The following is a 17254-nucleotide window of genomic DNA, read 5'->3' on the forward strand; positions in this document are numbered from 1 at the left end:
ACAAACCTGAGCGGAGAACAATCACATGGGCGTTTTTGATTCATGGTTCGAGAAGTCGGCGCGCGGCGTCGCGCAGCACAGTTCGCGGCGCAGCGCAATGGCGAAGCTCGGCCGCGTGCTGGTCGGCTCGGCAATGCTGCCGCTGCTGCCCGTCGATCGCACCGCGTATGCAGCGGATGCGGCCTCGGCAGCGTCGGGCGCATCGGGCGCTGCGGCATCGGGCGCCAGCGACGATCCGATGAGCTGCGATTACTGGAAGTACTGCGCAATCGACGGCTGGCTCTGCAGTTGCTGCGGCGGCACGTCGAGCAGTTGCCCGCCGGGCACCACGCCTTCGCCGATTACGTGGATCGGCACCTGCCGCAATCCGCACGACGGCTCCGACTACATCGTCTCGTACAACGACTGCTGCGGCAAAACCTCGTGCGGCAAGTGCTTCTGCAACCGCAACGAACGCGAGAAGCCGCTCTACAAGCTGTCGCTCGACAACGACATCAACTGGTGCATGGCGAACGGCAATTCGAACTATCACTGTTCGGTTTCGGTCCTGCTTGGAGCAGCAAAGCAATGAAAGTGAATCACGCTGGAAAAATCGCGGCCGCCTGTCTTGCGGCGGCTGCGTCGTTGACGATGCCGGGCGTCTCGTTCGCGCAGAACGTGCACTACCCCGCCGGCAAGAGCATGTTCGACGCACAGTGCGCGGTGTGCCATCAGGCAGGCGGCAAAGGCCAGGATGGACTCGCGCCGCCGCTCACCGAGTATCCGGGCAAGTACTCGACGACGGCGCCGGGCCGCGCGCAACTGACGTCGACCGTGGTGCACGGCATGTTCGGCGAGATCAAGGTCCAGGACAAGAGCTACAACTTCAAGATGCCGAGCTTCGCAAGCGCAAGCGACGAAGACCTGGCGCAGGTGTTGAATTACGTCGTGTTCGATCTGAACGCGCAGCACGGCGACGCGAAGCCGTTCACGGCCGCCGACATCAAGGCGGCCCGCGCGCAGACGATGGACAGCGCGGCCGTCCACACGCAACGCGCGGTCGTCACGAAGGGACTCGGCCTATGAACGCCGCTCGCGTGTCTCGTGCCGGCGACCGCGTGCCCGCGCAACAGCCCGCGCGCGGCGCGCGCGCGGCTTCAGCGGTGACGTTGTGGATCGGCGCAGCGCGGCGCATATCGATGCTGCTCATCGCGTGCGCCGCGACTTACGTGCCGCCCTCGCCTGCCAATGCGCAAAGCAGCGCGGACTTATCGCTCGCGCAGCAGCACTGGGTGCTCAACTGCATGGGCTGTCACACGGCGACGGGCGGCGGCATTCCCGGCAAGGTGCCGCCGCTCGCGCACTCGCTTGGCTACTTCGAACATCTGCCCGCTGGGCGCGAGTATGTGATGCGCGTGCCGGGCGCATCGAATTCGGCGCTCTCCGATCAGGAACTCGCTGACGTGCTGAACTGGCTGCTCACGACGATGAACCACGAAGCACTGCCGAAAGACTTCAAGCCCTACACGGCCACTGAAGTCTCCGCGCACCGCCGCCCCGCTCTCTCCGATGTCGCGACCGTGCGCGCCGGACTGATCCGCGATCTGCACGAGCGCGGTATCAAGGGTGTCGCGGATCGCTACTGAACATCCCCAATCAAAGGAATCGAACATGGAGACGAACAACACCTTCCCGCTGCTCGCCGCAACGCAAGCGTTCATCGCGAAGCCGAAGAAGATGCTGATCGGCGCGGAATGGACGGATGCATCGTCGGGCCGCACGATCGACGTCGTGAATCCCGCCGACGGCAGCGTGCTCACGCGCGTGCCTGAAGCGAACGAGCACGACGTGCAGCAAGCCGTCGCCGCCGCACGCCGCGCATTCGATGCCGGCCCGTGGCGCACGATGAAAACCACCGACCGCGAACGTCTGCTGCTGAAGCTCGCCGATCTCGTCGAAGCGAATGCGCGCGAACTCGCCGAAATCGAATCGCTCGACAACGGCAAACCGGTGATGGTCGCGCAAGGTCTCGATGTAGCGATGGCCGCGCAGTGCTTCCGCTACATGGCCGGCTGGGCAACGAAGATCGAAGGCAGCGTGATCGATGCGGGCATGCCGTACATGCCGGACAGCGAAATATTCGCCTACACGCGCAAGGAACCCGTCGGCGTGGTCGGCGCGATTATCCCGTGGAATTTCCCGCTGCTGATGGCCGCCTGGAAGCTTGCGCCCGCGCTCGCGACGGGCTGCACCGTCGTGCTGAAACCCGCCGAAGACACGCCGCTCACGGCGCTGCGTCTTGGCGAGCTGATCCGCGAGGCGGGCTATCCGGAAGGCGTCGTCAACATCGTCACGGGTTATGGGCATACGGCGGGCGCGGCGCTGTCGCGCGATCCGCGCATCGACAAAATCGCGTTCACGGGCTCGACGCAGACAGGCAAGCTGATCGGCCATGCAGCGCTCGATAACATGACGCGCATGTCGCTCGAACTGGGCGGCAAGTCGCCTGTGATCGTGCTGCCCGACGTCGATATCGACAAGGCTGCGCAAGGCGTTGCGAACGCGATCTTCTTCAACTCGGGGCAGGTGTGCACGGCGGGCTCGCGCGTCTATATCCACAGCAAGGTGTTCGACAAGGTGATCGACGGTGTTGCGCAGATTGCGAAGAGCCTGAAGGTCGGCGCGGGCATGGACCCGTCGACGCTGATTGGCCCGCTAGTCTCCGCGAAACAGCGCGAGCGCGTGTGCGGCTACATCGACTCGGGCTTCGCGGAAGGCGCGCGCGCCGCGGCGGGCGGCAAGATCATCGACAAGCCGGGCTTCTTCGTCGAGCCGACCGTGATGGTCGACACGAACCACACGATGCGCGTGGTGCGCGAAGAGATCTTCGGGCCGGTGCTGGTCGCGATGCCTTTCGACGATATCGACAGCGCCGTGCAACTCGCCAACGACACACCGTATGGTCTCGGCGCGAGCATCTGGTCGAACGACATGTCGGCCGTTCACAAGCTGATTCCGCGCATTGCGGCGGGCACGGTGTGGGTCAATTGCCACTCGCTGCTCGACAACGCGCTGCCGTTTGGCGGCATGAAGCAATCGGGCTTCGGCCGCGAACTGGGACGCGCGGTTATCGAGCAGTACACGGAAAGCAAGTCCGTGATGATCAATTACGCGTAAGCGTTCTCGCGCTGCCTTGCCGAAGCGCTTTTGGCTTTTGGCTTTGGGCTTCACGCATCGGCAAGGCAGCCGGATCGCACGCTCACGAAGCAGACACATAAGACAAAGGGGAAGAGACATGAAACATCGGACGACGCCGCGCACGATCGCGGCGGCGGTGGCCGCGCTCGCCGGCGCAATGGCTGCGATCGCCGCGCCCGGCATGGCGCATGCGGAGAGCAGCGTCACGTTGTATGGCGATGTCGATGCGGGCATCACGTACACGAACAACCAGCAGGTCACGCATGCGGATGGCAGTGTCGGCGGCGGACACAATTTTCAGTTCACGGGTGGGAATTCTGCGCCTTCACGTTTCGGGTTGACTGGGAGTGAGGATATTGGCGGCGGCACGTCGGTGACCTTCAAGCTCGAGAACAGCTTCTTTACGGGCAGCGGCAATTTCGTGCAGGGCGGCACGCTCTTCAATCAGAACGCGTGGGTCGGGCTGACCAATGAGCAATACGGGACGCTGACGTTTGGCCGCCAGTTCGACTCGTACACGAATGCGCTCGCGCCGTATGCTTCCAGTAATACGTGGGCCACGTTGTATGGGGCGCATATCGGCGACGTCGATAATCTGAATGCTGCGCTTAATCTGAATAATGCTGTGCAGTATGTCAGTCCGACTATTGCGGGTTTCTCGGCTAGCGGCACGTATTCGCTGGGTGGTGTTGCGGGAGATTTTTCGCAGAAGCGTGGTTGGGCGGTTTCCGCAAGTTATAACAATGCGCCCTTCTCGTTCTGGGTCGGTTATCTCGATCTGAATAATCCGCTCGATGCTGCGTTAGGCGGCGAGCAAGGTTATATCGGGGATTTTGCGTGCTCGAATCCGACTGCGATGTATTGCGAGTTGCAGAATGCGCATTCGTTGAAGGCGTTTGGTGTGGGTGGGTCTTATAGCTTCGGGCCGGCGACTTTTGGACTTGTTTATACGCATACACGGCTTGACGATAGTCAGTATTTTGCGAGCGCCACTCAGCCGCAAGGCGCGGATGTGCGGTTCGATATCGTTGAGGTGAATGCGACGTATGCTTTGTCGCCTGCCTTTACGCTTGGGGCCGCGTATATCTATAACTCGATGAAGACTGATGTCAGCGGGTCGCCGAAATTTCATCAGGTCAATCTTGGGGCGACGTATAGTTTGTCCAAACGGACGACGTTGTATGCGGTTGGAATCTTCCAGAAAGCCGCTGGCAGTGGGATTGGGACTGATCCTGTCACCGGACAGAGCGTGAATTATGCGCAGATTCCTAATTTGCCGAATTCCACTACAGATAGGCAGGTGTCTGTGACTGTTGGGCTGAAGCACAATTTCTGAGTTTTTTTTGTTGTCTGCGACGGGGGGTTGTTCTTGCCTTTTCGCTGGCATCCGCGTTTTGCCTTCGTGCTTCAAGCGTCGCCCCTGTGCGGGGCGGCACCTACTTTTCTTTGCCGCCGCAAAGAAAAGTAGGCAAAAGAAAGCGGCTAACACCGCCAACATTTCTTCTTGCCTGAGGGCCCCCAACCGGTCCTACGCTTCACACGGCAACGTCCTTGTTCGCGTGCGTTGCCAACGCGCTGAACGAGCGCCTCACCCACTTCAGACACCGACACAAGAACTAGCGGCAGCGAATGGTTTCTGCCGCCCAGGTGGCAAACAGTGTGTAGGTTGTCGCGGCGTATAGCTTGGCGCTCTTACAGGGTGGGACGCATGCGCTATCGGTCCGAAGCGAGGCGTGTGAGGTGCTACGGCCTACACACAGTTTGCCACCTGGGCGGCCGTGGAATATCTGGCATGGCGTGTGTGACGCGGACGCGTGAAGCGGGTGAGGCGTCAATTCAGAGCGTTGGCAACGAACATGAGTCACGTGATTGCCGTGTGAAGTGTGGGACCGTTTGAGGGCCCTCAGGCAAACACAAGAGCTGGCGGTGTTAGCCGCTTTCTTTTGCCTACTTTTCTTTGCGGCGGCAAAGAAAAGTAGGTGCCGCCCCGCACAGGGGCGACGCTTGAAGCAAGCTAACGAATCGCGGATGCCAGCGCAAAGCCCAAAACATCAAACGGCGAAGCATGAAGCACGAAGCACGAAGGCAAACCGCGGATGCCAGCAAAACCACAAGCAACCCACCCGCGCCGCAAAGGCAAAAAAAACCAAAAACCGCCTACCGCATCAACTCATCAAAACTCACAAGCAGCCGCTCAATATCAGGAGAATGAATATCCCCCATAGTAGAAATCCGAAAAAGCTCTTTAGACAGACCACCCTGCCCGGCATAGATAACAAAGCCGCGCGCTTTAAGCGCATCATGCAACCGCTCATAAGAAACGCCGTCCGGCAACTTATAAGCCCTCAGCACGACAGAAGACTCATCCGCCGGCAGAGCACTCCCAATACCACGCGCAAAAAGCCCCACCCGAGCCTGCTCAGCCAGAGCCCGATAACGAGCATGCCGCGCCCGCCATCCACCTTCCTCATCAAGCTCGCGCAGCGCCTCCACAAGCGCATAGTAAGCATGAACAGAAGGCGTAAACGGCGTATTCCGCTGATCCTGCAAACTGGCAAGCCGCACAAGCCCGAGGTAATAAGTCCGGCTCGCAGCAGCAGCCAAAGCATCCCGCCGCACGATCACAAAAGCGGCACCCGGCACGCCATGCAAGCACTTGTTCGCCGTCGCCGCAACAGCCGCAATCGTGCCCTCAGCGAAGTCGATCTCCTCAGCGCCGAAGCTGCTCACACCATCAACCAGCATCTTCACATTGCGCTCGCGGCAAACCGCTGCCAGCGCCTTGAGATCATTCAACCGCCCGGTCGTCGTCTCATGATGAATCACAGCAACATGCGTAATCGCCTTATCGGCATCGAGCGCAGCCGCAATCCGCGCCAGATCAGGCGCCTGCATCCACTCATGCTTCACGACGCTATGCGCAATGCGATACTGCGCCGCAATCTGCGAAATACGCTCGCCATACACGCCATTCTCGACGATCAGCAACTTGCCATTCTCCGGCACGAGCGCCGCGATCATGCTCTCGACAGCCGCCGTCCCCGAGCCCGTCATCAGCACGGCGCTCCATTGCGCGGGATCAAGGTCATACAGCTTGACCAGACGCGCGCGCGCTTCGTCCTGCAAGTCGAAAAACTCGCTCTCGCGATGACACAAGTCCGTTTGCAGCAGGCTATTACGCACGCGCTCGGTCAGCGTGACGGGGCCTGGATTCATTAGCAGCATCAACGTGCTCCTTCATTCGAGCCGGCAGTGGCGATATGGCGCATCAGGCGCGTCTTCACATCGGGCGGCGTAATGGTCGGGCGCGGCAAGCCGTCGGGCGTGCCACGGCGGATCGCGACGCGCACGAAGCGCGGGCCGTCCAGCAGCGGCGACGCGAACAGTTCGTCGATCAGGCCCACGTCGTCGCCTTCGACAGCGGACGCATAGCCGCACGCCGCCGCGACACCCGCGAACGAAACCTGCGGCGAGACCGTCGACTGACCACCCGTCGAGTCGTGCGCGCCATTGTCGAGCAGAATGTGCGTGAGATTCGACGGACCATACGCGCCCAGCGTCGCAAACACGCCCATGCGCATCAGCGCCGCGCCGTCGCCGTCGAGCGCGACAACATGCAGGTCCGGCCGCGTCAGCGCAAGACCCAGCGCGAACGGCGTAATACAGCCCATCGAGCCGACCATGTACAACTGGTTCGACCGGTCGTCGATTGCGTAAAGTTCGCGGCCGCAGAATCCCGTCGATGCAAGCACGACCGTCGAGTTCACCGGCGTATGAGCAATCACGCGCTGCAAGGCTTCACTACGCGTCGGCAAGGCGTCGGCGGGGACAGCACGCGAAACATCACGCGCGGCACGCACCTCGCGCTTTGTCGCGCGACCCGAGTCCTTCAGTTCGTACGGCGCGACGCTGCCCTTCTGCATCACCAGCGCATACGGGCGGCCCGTCGCGTCCATGTGCGCAATCGCGCGGTCCAGCGCGGGACCGATCGCTTCCGCTTCCGTCGGGAACGTCTCCCACGGAATCTCCATCGTGTCGAGCATCGCCGGCGTGATGGGGCCCATCAATTGATGCTGCGGTTCGTCCGCGACGCCAGGCTGGCCGCGCCACGTGACGATCAGCAGTTGCGGCAAACGGAACGTCCACGTCAGCGACGTGAGCGGACTCACCGCATTGCCGAGGCCCGAGTTTTGCATCATCGTCACGCCGCGACGACCGTTCTGCGCGCCGAGCGTCACGCCCGCGATGAACGCGACCGCATCGCCTTCATTCGCCGCCGACACGTAATGCAGCTTCGGATCCTGCAGCACGTAGTTGATGAACGGCGTCAGATACGAGCACGGCACGCCCGCGTACCAATCGAAGCCGCGCTCGCGCGCCGCCTCGACGAACTGTGCTGCCTCGATCATTGCGCCGCGCCTCCCGCTGCCTCGCTCTTCGCGAGCGGCGTCGCTTCGTGCGCGAAGTCGCCCGCACGACGGAAGTCTTCGAGGTCGTTCACGCCGCGCCAGTGGCCGTGCACGTATTGCACTTCGATTTCTTCACCGGCTTCGATCAGCGCATTCAACAGCGCGGGCATGTCGAGCGAATCGAAATCGGGGCGCGCGCGCAGCGTGTTCATCACGGCCTGCAGACGCTCGCGGCCCGCGCCGCGCACGTTCAGCAGACCGATCCAGCGGCCATTCGGCACTTCGCCCTTCACGTCGGCTTCGTTGTTCGCCACGCGGCGCAGCAGCACCTTGTTGCCGAACAGGCCGCGATCGTCACCGGCCGAGCACCACGCGAAATCGCGCACGCTCTGGTTCGTCGCGCCCGCTTCGGCAACCGTCGTCGAATCGACGACCACGCTGAACGGCGCTTCGCTGTCCACCAGATCGCGCACGATGTAGCTGCGGAACAGCAGGTCGCCGTACGAAATCACGGTGTCGTTCTGCAAGCCGTCGACGGCGCACGCGAGCGACGCCAGTTCGCCCGTCTGTTCGTGACGCTCGTTGACGACCAGCTTGATGCCCGCCGTGTCGATTGCGTCGGCGCGATAGCCGCCCACGACCGTGATGTCGTTGACGCCCTGCTGCTTGAACGCGTCGACGAGCCAACGCAGCAGCGGCTTGCCCGCGATGGGCAGCATGACCTTCGGACGGTCCGTCGTCACGGCTTCGAGGCCCTTGCCGCGGCTCGCGGCGAGCACCACAGCCGAACCCGCCACGCGCGACGACGACAGGTAGCGCTCTTCCGCTACCGAGTACTCGTCGGCATCCTGCAAACGGAAGATTTCGTTGACGGTCGCAATGCGGTCTTCGACATTGACGAGCGTCTGGCTTTCGTAGATCTCCTTGACGACAGCCTGCATCGCGGAAGTCGCCGCACGAATCTGATGGTTCGCCCAGATCACCGTGCTGATGCCCGCCTTGCGGAACACTTCCGTCGGCGTGCTGTAGTACTTGGTCGGCACGATTACGAGCGGACCGCGGCCTGCCCATTCGCGCGCGAATTCGAGAATCTCATCGGGGCGCGACAGCTTGCTGTGAATCAGGATCGCGTCCGCGCCCGCCTGGCGATACGCTTCGGCGCGCTTCAGCGCTTCGTCCATGCCCCAGCCCGCGATCAGCGCTTCGACGCGCGCGACGATCGAGAAATGCTCGTCGGTCTGCGAGTCCTTGCCCGCCTTGATCTTGCCGCAGAACTCGTCGATATCGGCGAGCGGCTGCGCTTCGCCCTTGATGAAGCTGTTCGTCTTCGGGAACACCTTGTCTTCGATGCAGACGCCCGCAATACCGCGCTGCTCCAGCTTGCGCACCAGGCGGCGCACGTTGTTGAAGTTGCCGTAGCCGGTGTCGCCGTCGAGCAGAATAGGCAGATCGCTCGCGTCAGCCATGAATTCGAGCGTATCGACAACTTGCGTCCAGCTCGCTTCGTTGTTGTCGCGCACGCCGTATTGCGCGGAGATCGCGAGGCCCGAGCCCCAGATGCCCTTGAAGCCGGCTTCGCGCGCAATGCGTGCGGAGATGCCGTTGTGCGCTTCCATCAGGAATTCGAGCTCGTTGCTGGTGAGCATCTGGCGCAGTCGTGCGCTGCGCGACAGAGTAGAAACGAAAGAGGGTTCGCGTGCGTTCATTGTGTGGCTCCTAGGTCGGCCCGAGTTAGCGCTTCAGCGCTTCATGCAAAGCCGGCCGCTGCAGTTGCGGCAGGACTTCTTTAGTTGCTCGCGCAACGTCGTTGGGAAAATCGATTTCAATCCAGGGCAGGCCGGTGACATCGGCCGTATCGAATGCGTGGCTGCGTTCGAGCAACAGGTCGCGCACGGCTTCTTCGTGCGGCAGGTTCGCGCGGCCGCTATCGACATAGCCCGCCACGATCTCCGCGAAGCGCCGCGCAGCGGCCTCGGTGAAGCGGAAAAAGCCGACCGATTCGCCGATCGTGTCGTAGTCGAGGCCTACAGCCAGCTGCTTGCGCAACTCGATGGGCACGCCCTGTTTCAGGCACAGCTTGACGGGCTCGTCGCCCGCTTCGAAGTCGCGGTCGATCAGCAAGCGATTCGCGTGCTCACCCGCCACGAGCGCGGCCAGCATGCGCTCGTCGTACAGCACGTCGGCGTCCATCAGCAGCACGTCGCCGCCGCGCGTGAGGGCATCGGCGACGGTGTGCACGGTCAGCACGCTGCCCAGATCGAAACGCGGATTGAGCTTGATCTCGGGCACCTTGCGGCCGGCGCGCGTCAGCTCGGCTTCGACCTGTTCCGGCTGGAAGCCGAGCGCGAGGACGACCTCATCGACGCCGACGGCTTCGAGCATCTGCAGATGGCGCTCCAGCAGCGTGATCCCGTCAAAGCGCAACAGACATTTTGGAAACTGCTCCCCCGGCGGTTGCTGGAGTCGCAAGCCGAGGCCTGCGGCAAGAATGATCGCTCGCATTCGATTTCCAGGGAAAGGATTAATGGTTTATTGGCTCTTTTAATCTGGCATTCGAAATGGCTTCCACGCTGCGCGCGAAGGCGTCCCGGCGAGCCAAAAATGGCGACTATATCGGAATTGAGAACGGATTGCAGACCAGCCGCGCCGCTTTTGGCAATTGATGGAATTAGTTTGAAAAATGTGGTGATTTTGTTTGAAATCGACCCTGATTCGCCTGTTTCAGCCGGTGAAACGGTATGCTGCGTTTTCAGTAAATGGGAGGCACGGGTTTCATGAGCAAAGCAGCGGGCCGGTCAGTGACCATTGCGCCGGAAAAGCAACAGGCGCATCGATCGAAAGGCCAGAGGTACTTCAATTCACTCGTCAAGCAGATCGAAAACCGGCGTGGACGGATCGCGCAATGGGAAACCTTCACGCCCGTCTTCCAGAAGAAATATGTCGACGTGCTGATACCGCTGCGGCGGACTTCGTGGGACGCGCAGGTGAAGCTCATTCACCGGCTCGACGCGGTGCATGGCGATAAAGGCCTGAACGCAATCGACCGTCGAATGGTCTCGGAACTGATCGCCGACCTCTTGCAGCCGTTGCTTAGCCTTCACAACGACGATACGTTGCAGTCGATCTACGACCGGCATGCCCAAACACGCGACGACGGACAAGCCGAAATCGACCTCGATGGCATGAAAGCGGCGATCGAAGACATGCTTGGCGTCGAATTCGAAGACGACGTGATTTCTCCACAGGAGTTCTTGAAGCGCGCGTCCGAAAAGTTCGCGAAACTGCGCACGGAAGCAGCCGAAAAAGCACAGGCGCGCGAGGAGCGTCGCGCGAAGCGCAAGAAGACGCCGAAGCAGCTCGAGGCCGAAGCACGCAAGGAAGCGGCGAAGGCGGAAATCAGCCAGTCGCTGCGCGATGTCTATCGCAAGCTGGCGAGCGCGCTGCATCCCGATCGCGAGCACGATCCCGAGGAGCGCGCACGTAAGACCGCGCTGATGCAACGGGTCAACGAGGCGTACGCGAAACGCAAACTTCTGCAGCTACTGGAGTTGCAACTGGAACTCGAACATATCGACCAGAAAACAATCGACGGTATCAGCGAAGAAAAACTCGCGCACTACAACCAAGTGTTGCGCGAGCAGCTCGGCGAACTGGATCGCGAACTCTCGGATATTGAGCAAAAATTCAGAGGCGCTTTCGGCTTCCCGCGTGGCCATTGCATATCGCCTGAATTCGCCATGGAAGATCTCGACGACGAGATCGCGCAGCGCGTGCACATGGTGCACGAGATCGAACACGATCTGCCCGTGTTCGACGACATCAAGAAAACGAAAGCCTGGCTGAAAGCGCTCAAACGCGACCGGCCCTTCTGATCCCGCGCAACGCCTCCATCAAGTCGGGCGCGCTCGCGCCCATCTTCTCGTCATACCAATACACGCCGTGCTCATTAGGGGTTTCCCCGCCTGCTGCAACCGTTTGCGGCGGTCGTAAACCCTGTCAGGCATCGCCTGTATCTGCCGCCATCGATCCCGCAGAAAACCCGAAGACCGCCACACGCAACCCCAGCCGCCGCAAGCCAAACACACCATGACCCTGAACAAGAAACTCGCCTCGATGATCGCCATCCTGTGGATCGGCCTCGTTCTCATCGGCGCGTTCGGCGCGTGGCAAAGCCGCTCGTCGATGATTGCCGACCGCCGCGATCAGCTGACAACGCTCGTCGAGCAGGCCAATTCGATCGTCAACCGCTACTACACGCTGTCGCAGCAGCACGCGATGAGCGAAGCCGACGCGAAGAAGCAGGCGCTCGACACGCTGTCCGCGCTGCGCTACGGCACCGACGGCTATCTGTCCGTCAACGATTCGCAGCCCGTCATGCTGATGCATCCGTTCAAGCCGGCGCTGGTCGGCAAGAACCTGTCGGGCTTCACGGACCCGGCGGGCAACCATCTGTTCGTCGATATCGTCAACGCATCGAACCAGGGCAAAGGCGGCTTCGTCGACTACCTGTGGTCGAAGCCGGGCAGCGACACACCCGTCCCGAAGACCAGCTACGCGACGCGCTTCACGCCGTGGGACTGGGTGATCGTCACGGGCATGTACATGGACGACGTGCAGAAAGCCTTCTACGTCGATCTCGGGCGCTGGCTCGTCATCACCTTCGTGCTGGGCGGCATCGCGACGCTCGTGATGGTGCTCGTGCTGCGCAGCGTGAAGCGCACGCTCGGCGGCGACCTCGAAGTGGCTGTCGAAGCAACCCAGCGGATCGCGCGCGGCGATCTCGCGACACCCGTACCGCTCGCGCACAACGACCGAGCGAGCCTGCTGCACGCGCTGCATACGATGCAGAGCGGCCTCGTCGATACCGTCTCGCGCGTGCGCGCCGGCACCGAGAACATCAACGTCGGCGCAAGCGAAATCGCCGCGGGCAACACCGATCTGTCGCAACGCACGGAAGAACAGGCGGCCGCGCTGGTGCAGACGGCATCGAGCATGGACCAGATGACGTCGAACGTGAAGCAGAACGCCGAAAGCGCCGCGACGGCCGCCGGGCTCGCGAGCGAGGCCGCCGACATCGCCAAGCGCGGCAGCCGGGTGGTCGACGACGTGGTCCGCACGATGGGCGACATCACGAGCAGCTCGAAGCAGATCGGCGACATCATCGGCGTGATCGACGGCATCGCCTTTCAGACCAACATCCTCGCGCTGAATGCCGCCGTCGAAGCGGCGCGCGCGGGCGAACAGGGCCGCGGCTTTGCGGTCGTCGCAGCGGAAGTGCGCAGCCTCGCGCAGCGCTCGGCAACGGCGGCGAAGGAAATCAAGGCGCTGATCGAAACGTCGACGGGCAGCGTCGAGGAAGGCGCGGCGCTCGTCGCGAACGCCGGTTCGACGATGGGCGAGATCGTCGCCTCCGTGCGCCGCGTGAACGAGATTCTCGAGGAAATCAGCCATGCGTCGCGCGAGCAAAGCGCGGGCATCGAGCAGGTCAACCGCGCCGTCGGCGAAATGGATCAGGTCACGCAGCAGAACGCGGCGCTCGTCGAGCAGGCAGCGGCCGCTGCGCATTCGCTGAAAGACCAGGTCGGCGGCCTGCGCGAGGCGATTTCGAGCTTCTCGCTGCCCGCCTGATCGCGCTGCCCCGCGCGGCAAACAATAAAAAGAAGGCGCTCATCGAGCGCCTCGTTAACACGCCGCGTCGGAGACGACGCATTAGTTGAACGGGCGACGGCGACCGCTTTTTCAACGCGGCCCTGCCGCCTGCGTGCGCAAAGCAACATTCGACACGCCTGCCACGCAAAAACCTTTCGCGAAGCTCGCACATATATTACGTTCTTATTACAATCTGATCCACGTTCACTGTGGACCGGTTGTCAGAACGGCCGGCTTCGCCCTCATGATCCGCAAGAAAAATCACGATCCGTACGCGCCCGTCGCGAAGAATCCCGTCCTCGTCGCGCGCCTGCCAATGTGGCGCTCGAAGCTGATCGTGATCCTCGTGTTCGCGGCGTTCGCGGCGCTGATCGGCCGCGCGTTCTGGGTGCAGATCGTCAATCAGGACTTCTACGTCGAACAGGGGCAGAAGCGCTATCAGCGCACCATCGAACTCGATGCGACGCGCGGGCGCATCGTCGACCGCAATGGCGCGATGCTGGCCGTCAGCCTCGCCACTTACGAAATCTGGGCTTCGCCGAAGCTGCTCCACGAAACGGCTCATCCGCCGCTGGCGAAGCTCCTCGATATGCCGCTTGCCGAGTTCACGCACCGCGTATCCGGCGACAAGAGCTTCGTGCTGCTCAAGCGCCAGGTCGATGCGGAAACGGCCACGCATATCGACAAGCTCAATCTCGCGGGCATCACGCGCATTGCGGATTCGAAGCGCTTTTATCCCGAGGGTGAATCGGCAGCGCACGTGGTCGGCTTCACCGACATCGAGGACAACGGCCAGGAAGGCATCGAGCTCGCCGCCAACGACCTGCTCACGGGCGAACCTGGCGAGCGCGAGGTGATCCGCGATCGTCTGGGCCGCGTGGTGTCGGACACGCGCCCGCTCACACCGGCGCAACACGGCGCGACCGTGCATCTGACCGTCGACCGCCGCATCCAGCAGCTTGCGTATGCGCAGCTCAAGGCGGCCGTCGCGAAGCACAGCGCGCAGGCGGGCAGCGTCGTCGTGCTCGATGCGCGCAACGGCGAGATTCTCGCGCTCGCGAACTATCCGAGCTTCGACCCGAACGACCGCTCGCGGCTCACGGGCCGCCAGTTGCGCAACCGTGCCGTGGTCGATACGTTCGAGCCGGGCTCGACGATCAAGCCGCTGGTGGTCGCGCTGTCGCTCGATCGCGGTCTGGTGCGGCCCGGCACGATGATCGACACGGCGCCAGGCTGGTACAAGATCGGCCCCAGCGTGATCCACGACACGTCGAACCACGGACGCATGACGATTGCGGAAGCGTTGCAGAAGTCGAGCAATATCGCGCTCGCCAAACTCGCGCTGAACCTGCCCGCCGAAACCATCTGGAACAAGTATCAGGAGTACGGACTGGGCCGCGCGCCGGAGCTGACGTTTCCGGGCGTCGCGGCGGGCCGCGTGCGTCCGTTCGCGCGCTGGCGGCCCATCGAGCAGGCGACGATGGCCTACGGCTACGGCCTGTCGACATCGCTGCTGCAGATCGCGCAGGTGTACACGGTGTATGCGGGCGACGGCACGCTGCACCCTGCCACGCTGCTGATCGACCCTGCCCGCGCCGCGTCGGACGGCCAGCGCGTGACGACGCCGGCCACGGCCGCCTCGATCCGCTCGATGCTCGAAATGGCGACGAGCGAAAGCGGCACGGGGCGCGCGGCGAATGTCGACGGCTATCGGATTGGCGGCAAGACGGGCACGGCGCGCAAGCAGGTCGGCGCGGGGTATGCGAAGGGGCGCTACCGGTCGCTGTTCGTCGGCATGGCGCCGATGAGCGATCCGCGCCTGGTCGTTGCTGTGATGATCGACGATCCTGCGGGACGCGCGTTCTATGGCGGCACGGTGGCGGGTCCCGTATTCAGCGCGGTGACGGGCGGCTCGTTGCAACTGCTCGGCGTGCCGCCCGATGCGCCTGTGAAGGCGCCGGCTTCGGAAGTGGCGCACGCGCCCGGCGTATAGCGCAGCAAACTCATGTGCTGAGTTTTGCCAGCGCGTGCAGATCGCGCGCGACGTCGTCCAGCACCGGCTGCCATTGCGCGAACTGCCGCTGCCGATAAAGCGTGGCTGTCGGATACCACGGGCTGTCGCGCCTGTCGATCATCCACGTCCAGTACGGATTCACGTCGAGCAGAACCCACGTACGCTGACCGAGCGCGCCCGCCAGATGCGCGGCCGAGGTGCACACGCTGATCACCAGATCGAGTTCGCTGACGAACGCGGCCGTATCGTCGAAGCTACGCCATTCGTGCGTGAAGTCGGTCATTGGCAGGCCGGCTGCGCGGGCGGCCTCGACGTCGGCCGTTGCGCCGGGTTGCAGCGAATAAAACGCCACGCCGTCGATCTCGCGAAACGCCAGCGCATAGCGCTCCGCGCCGACGCGCCGGAAGCGGTTGCGTCCATGATTCAAACTGCCCGTCCAGGCAAGCCCGACCTTCAGGCGCTTCTCGTCGGCGAGCCGCGCGCGCCATGCGTCGCGCAAGTCCGGGTCCGCGCGCAGGTACGGCACCACGGGCGGAATCGATTCGATGCGCGTGCCCAGCATCAGCGGCGCGCTGACGAGCGGCAATTCGAAGTCGAACGGCGGCAGTGCTTCGACTTCACGCGCGGCGGAATACGCATCGACATGTTCGCCGAAGCTGCGCGGCAACAGCGCGCCCATCTGCCCAAACGAATTCCACACGATACGCCCGCCCTCGCGATGCACGCGCTGCGCGAGCAGCGGCATGAAGCGGCAAAACTGCAGCACGTCGCCCATGCCCTGCTCGCCCCACACGAGCAAGGTCTTGCCCTTGAGCGATTCGCCGCGCCACTGCGGCCTGCCGAATGGCGGACGGCCGTTCGTCAGCATGCTGGCGGGATCGTTCCAGCGCGCTTCGTGCGCGGGCCAGCCTTCGGCATAGTTGCCGCGCAGCAGGTGCAGCACGCCAAGCCCTGTGCACAGCGATGCGTTGTCGGGTGCGAGTTCGCATGCCGTCGCCGCATGCGTCAGCGCGTCGTCCCAACGTTGCGCTTCCTTTAGCGCCTGCGCGAGATTGCTATGCGCCACGGCGCTGTTCGGATCGATCTCGACGGCGCGCCTCGCCGCCGCAAGCGCACCGTCGAGATCGAAGCATGCGCGCCGCGCGCTCATCAGGTTGATCCACAGTGCGAAGTCCGATGGGTCCGCTGCGACGGCCGCTTCGAGCAATTGCCGCTCTTCGGCGGGATCGCCGCCTGTGCGGTTCAGCGCGATCGCGAGGTTCTTGCGCAATTGCGGAAACGCGGGCTCGATCGCAAGCGCGTGGCGATACGGCGCGAGCGCATCGCGATGCCGGTTCGCCATCTGCAGCGCGTAGCCGAGACGCACGCTCGCCGCCGCGCTGTGCGGCTCGAGTTGCGCGACCGTTTCGACGAGCGCGATGGCTTGCGCGATGTCTTGCTGTTCGAGCAGTTCAAGCATCAACCGGTCGATCGACACGCTATCCGTCGGGTACAGATAACACGCCGCTTCGAGCCACAATGCACGCGCTCGCATATCGTCCTCGGACTGCGCAGCGAGCGCACGGCGAAGGAAGGTCAGGAATGGATCGAAGGTTGGCGGCATAAAGGCGAAGTGAAGAGTTGAACGATGCGTTGCGTCGACACGCGCCAGGCGCGCCGAGTCAGACATTCTCTGGCTAACGGCGCGGCTTGTCGTAAAGAATCGTCAAGTGCTGAAGCAATGGCGACTGATGGATGAGTCGTACGCGGTCGCCAGCAGGTGAATGTGCACGGCACGATCACGCGCGCCGATTCGCAGGGCGTTTGCTTGCCTGCTGTGCATGTCGAATCGCTACAAACGGTGCAGCCCGCGAACGCGTCTTCAGTTCCCGCCGCGCAGTGATCTTTTTTCGGCGGATGCGGTGCAACGCCGCGCGCCCTGCTGACAACTTCACTGACGCTGCGTTTTTGATAACCGCCGCCAAAGCTACGTGACTCCGACGGCAAGCCGGAGAAGTGCAACGAC

At 62.9% G+C, this 17254-nt stretch carries 13 protein-coding genes; 8 read left to right on the forward strand and 5 right to left on the reverse strand.

Translation table 11 applies throughout. The annotated features are described in order from the left end of the window. Positions 1 to 25: 25 nt before the first annotated feature. From C2L64_RS30725 to C2L64_RS30745, 5 genes are all read left to right on the forward strand, one after another. The gene (locus tag C2L64_RS30725) at positions 26 to 571 is read left to right on the forward strand and encodes a methylamine dehydrogenase light chain (protein ID WP_007581308.1); all 546 of its coding nucleotides are present in this window, start codon (positions 26 to 28) and stop codon (positions 569 to 571) included. Beyond that, entirely contained in the window at positions 568 to 1065 is a 498-nt protein-coding gene (locus C2L64_RS30730) for a c-type cytochrome (protein ID WP_007581309.1), read from the forward strand. Before C2L64_RS30725 ends, C2L64_RS30730 begins: the two co-directional genes overlap by 4 nt. After that, positions 1062 to 1625 carry a c-type cytochrome gene (locus tag C2L64_RS30735; RefSeq protein WP_007581311.1) on the forward strand — a complete coding sequence of 188 codons (564 nt, stop codon included), beginning with the start codon at positions 1062 to 1064 and terminating at the stop codon, positions 1623 to 1625. Before C2L64_RS30730 ends, C2L64_RS30735 begins: the two co-directional genes overlap by 4 nt. 25 nt (positions 1626 to 1650) lie before the next feature. After that, positions 1651 to 3156 carry an aldehyde dehydrogenase family protein gene (locus C2L64_RS30740; RefSeq protein ID WP_007581313.1) on the forward strand — a complete coding sequence of 502 codons (1506 nt, stop codon included), beginning with the start codon at positions 1651 to 1653 and terminating at the stop codon, positions 3154 to 3156. Positions 3157 to 3274: 118 nt separating this feature from the next. Then, positions 3275 to 4513 (forward strand): porin, encoded by a 1239-nt coding sequence (locus C2L64_RS30745; RefSeq protein WP_103153731.1) that lies wholly within the window; start codon positions 3275 to 3277, stop codon positions 4511 to 4513. A gap of 821 nt (positions 4514 to 5334) precedes the next feature. Here C2L64_RS30745 and C2L64_RS30750 read toward each other — a convergent pair. Genes C2L64_RS30750 through C2L64_RS30765 form a run of 4 tightly spaced genes read right to left on the reverse strand, consistent with a single transcriptional unit; the run spans position 5335 to position 10088 of the window. After that, entirely contained in the window at positions 5335 to 6402 is a 1068-nt protein-coding gene (locus C2L64_RS30750) for a 2-aminoethylphosphonate aminotransferase (protein ID WP_007581316.1), read from the reverse strand. Further along, a complete protein-coding gene (gene aepY / locus C2L64_RS30755) occupies positions 6402 to 7586 on the reverse strand; it encodes a phosphonopyruvate decarboxylase (protein WP_007581317.1) in 1185 nt (394 codons plus the stop codon). The genes C2L64_RS30750 and aepY overlap by 1 nt, the downstream gene beginning before the upstream one ends. Then, positions 7583 to 9292: a phosphoenolpyruvate mutase gene (gene aepX, locus C2L64_RS30760; RefSeq protein WP_007581319.1), complete on the reverse strand. Its 1710-nt coding sequence runs from the start codon at positions 9290 to 9292 to the stop codon at positions 7583 to 7585. The genes aepY and aepX overlap by 4 nt, the downstream gene beginning before the upstream one ends. A gap of 25 nt (positions 9293 to 9317) precedes the next feature. Then, positions 9318 to 10088 carry a phosphocholine cytidylyltransferase family protein gene (locus C2L64_RS30765; protein ID WP_007581321.1) on the reverse strand — a complete coding sequence of 257 codons (771 nt, stop codon included), beginning with the start codon at positions 10086 to 10088 and terminating at the stop codon, positions 9318 to 9320. Between the two features lie 272 nt (positions 10089 to 10360). Between C2L64_RS30765 and C2L64_RS30770 the strand changes: the two genes are divergently transcribed. From C2L64_RS30770 to C2L64_RS30780, 3 genes are all read left to right on the forward strand, one after another. Continuing rightward, the gene (locus C2L64_RS30770) at positions 10361 to 11458 is read left to right on the forward strand and encodes a J domain-containing protein (protein WP_007581323.1); all 1098 of its coding nucleotides are present in this window, start codon (positions 10361 to 10363) and stop codon (positions 11456 to 11458) included. A gap of 214 nt (positions 11459 to 11672) precedes the next feature. Then, positions 11673 to 13214 (forward strand): methyl-accepting chemotaxis protein, encoded by a 1542-nt coding sequence (locus C2L64_RS30775; RefSeq protein WP_007581325.1) that lies wholly within the window; start codon positions 11673 to 11675, stop codon positions 13212 to 13214. Between the two features lie 265 nt (positions 13215 to 13479). Continuing rightward, complete coding sequence (locus C2L64_RS30780) at positions 13480 to 15228, forward strand: peptidoglycan D,D-transpeptidase FtsI family protein (protein ID WP_007581327.1); 1749 nt, start codon at positions 13480 to 13482, stop codon at positions 15226 to 15228. A 10-nt stretch (positions 15229 to 15238) separates the two neighbouring features. On the opposite strand, the gene C2L64_RS30785 is transcribed toward C2L64_RS30780, so the two are convergent. Continuing rightward, on the reverse strand, positions 15239 to 16852 hold the full coding sequence (locus tag C2L64_RS30785; RefSeq protein WP_039900343.1) for a tetratricopeptide repeat protein: 1614 nt from the start codon (positions 16850 to 16852) through the stop codon (positions 15239 to 15241). Positions 16853 to 17254 lie beyond the last annotated feature (402 nt).

Source organism: Paraburkholderia hospita (genome assembly GCF_002902965.1).
GTDB lineage: Bacteria > Pseudomonadota > Gammaproteobacteria > Burkholderiales > Burkholderiaceae > Paraburkholderia > Paraburkholderia hospita.

Bases quoted from the DNA above. Each gene is read 5' to 3' on its own strand.
- C2L64_RS30785 (WP_039900343.1), bottom strand. From the start codon at position 16,852: ATGCCGCCAACCTTCGATCCATTCCTGACCTTCCTTCGCCGTGCGCTC.
- C2L64_RS30745 (WP_103153731.1), top strand. From the start codon at position 3,275: ATGAAACATCGGACGACGCCGCGCACGATCGCGGCGGCGGTGGCCGCG.
- C2L64_RS30750 (WP_007581316.1), bottom strand. From the start codon at position 6,402: ATGCTGCTAATGAATCCAGGCCCCGTCACGCTGACCGAGCGCGTGCGT.
- aepX (WP_007581319.1), bottom strand. From the start codon at position 9,292: ATGAACGCACGCGAACCCTCTTTCGTTTCTACTCTGTCGCGCAGCGCA.
- C2L64_RS30780 (WP_007581327.1), top strand. From the start codon at position 13,480: ATGATCCGCAAGAAAAATCACGATCCGTACGCGCCCGTCGCGAAGAAT.
- C2L64_RS30735 (WP_007581311.1), top strand. From the start codon at position 1,062: ATGAACGCCGCTCGCGTGTCTCGTGCCGGCGACCGCGTGCCCGCGCAA.
- C2L64_RS30725 (WP_007581308.1), top strand. From the start codon at position 26: ATGGGCGTTTTTGATTCATGGTTCGAGAAGTCGGCGCGCGGCGTCGCG.
- C2L64_RS30775 (WP_007581325.1), top strand. From the start codon at position 11,673: ATGACCCTGAACAAGAAACTCGCCTCGATGATCGCCATCCTGTGGATC.
- aepY (WP_007581317.1), bottom strand. From the start codon at position 7,586: ATGATCGAGGCAGCACAGTTCGTCGAGGCGGCGCGCGAGCGCGGCTTC.
- C2L64_RS30730 (WP_007581309.1), top strand. From the start codon at position 568: ATGAAAGTGAATCACGCTGGAAAAATCGCGGCCGCCTGTCTTGCGGCG.
- C2L64_RS30765 (WP_007581321.1), bottom strand. From the start codon at position 10,088: ATGCGAGCGATCATTCTTGCCGCAGGCCTCGGCTTGCGACTCCAGCAA.
- C2L64_RS30770 (WP_007581323.1), top strand. From the start codon at position 10,361: ATGAGCAAAGCAGCGGGCCGGTCAGTGACCATTGCGCCGGAAAAGCAA.
- C2L64_RS30740 (WP_007581313.1), top strand. From the start codon at position 1,651: ATGGAGACGAACAACACCTTCCCGCTGCTCGCCGCAACGCAAGCGTTC.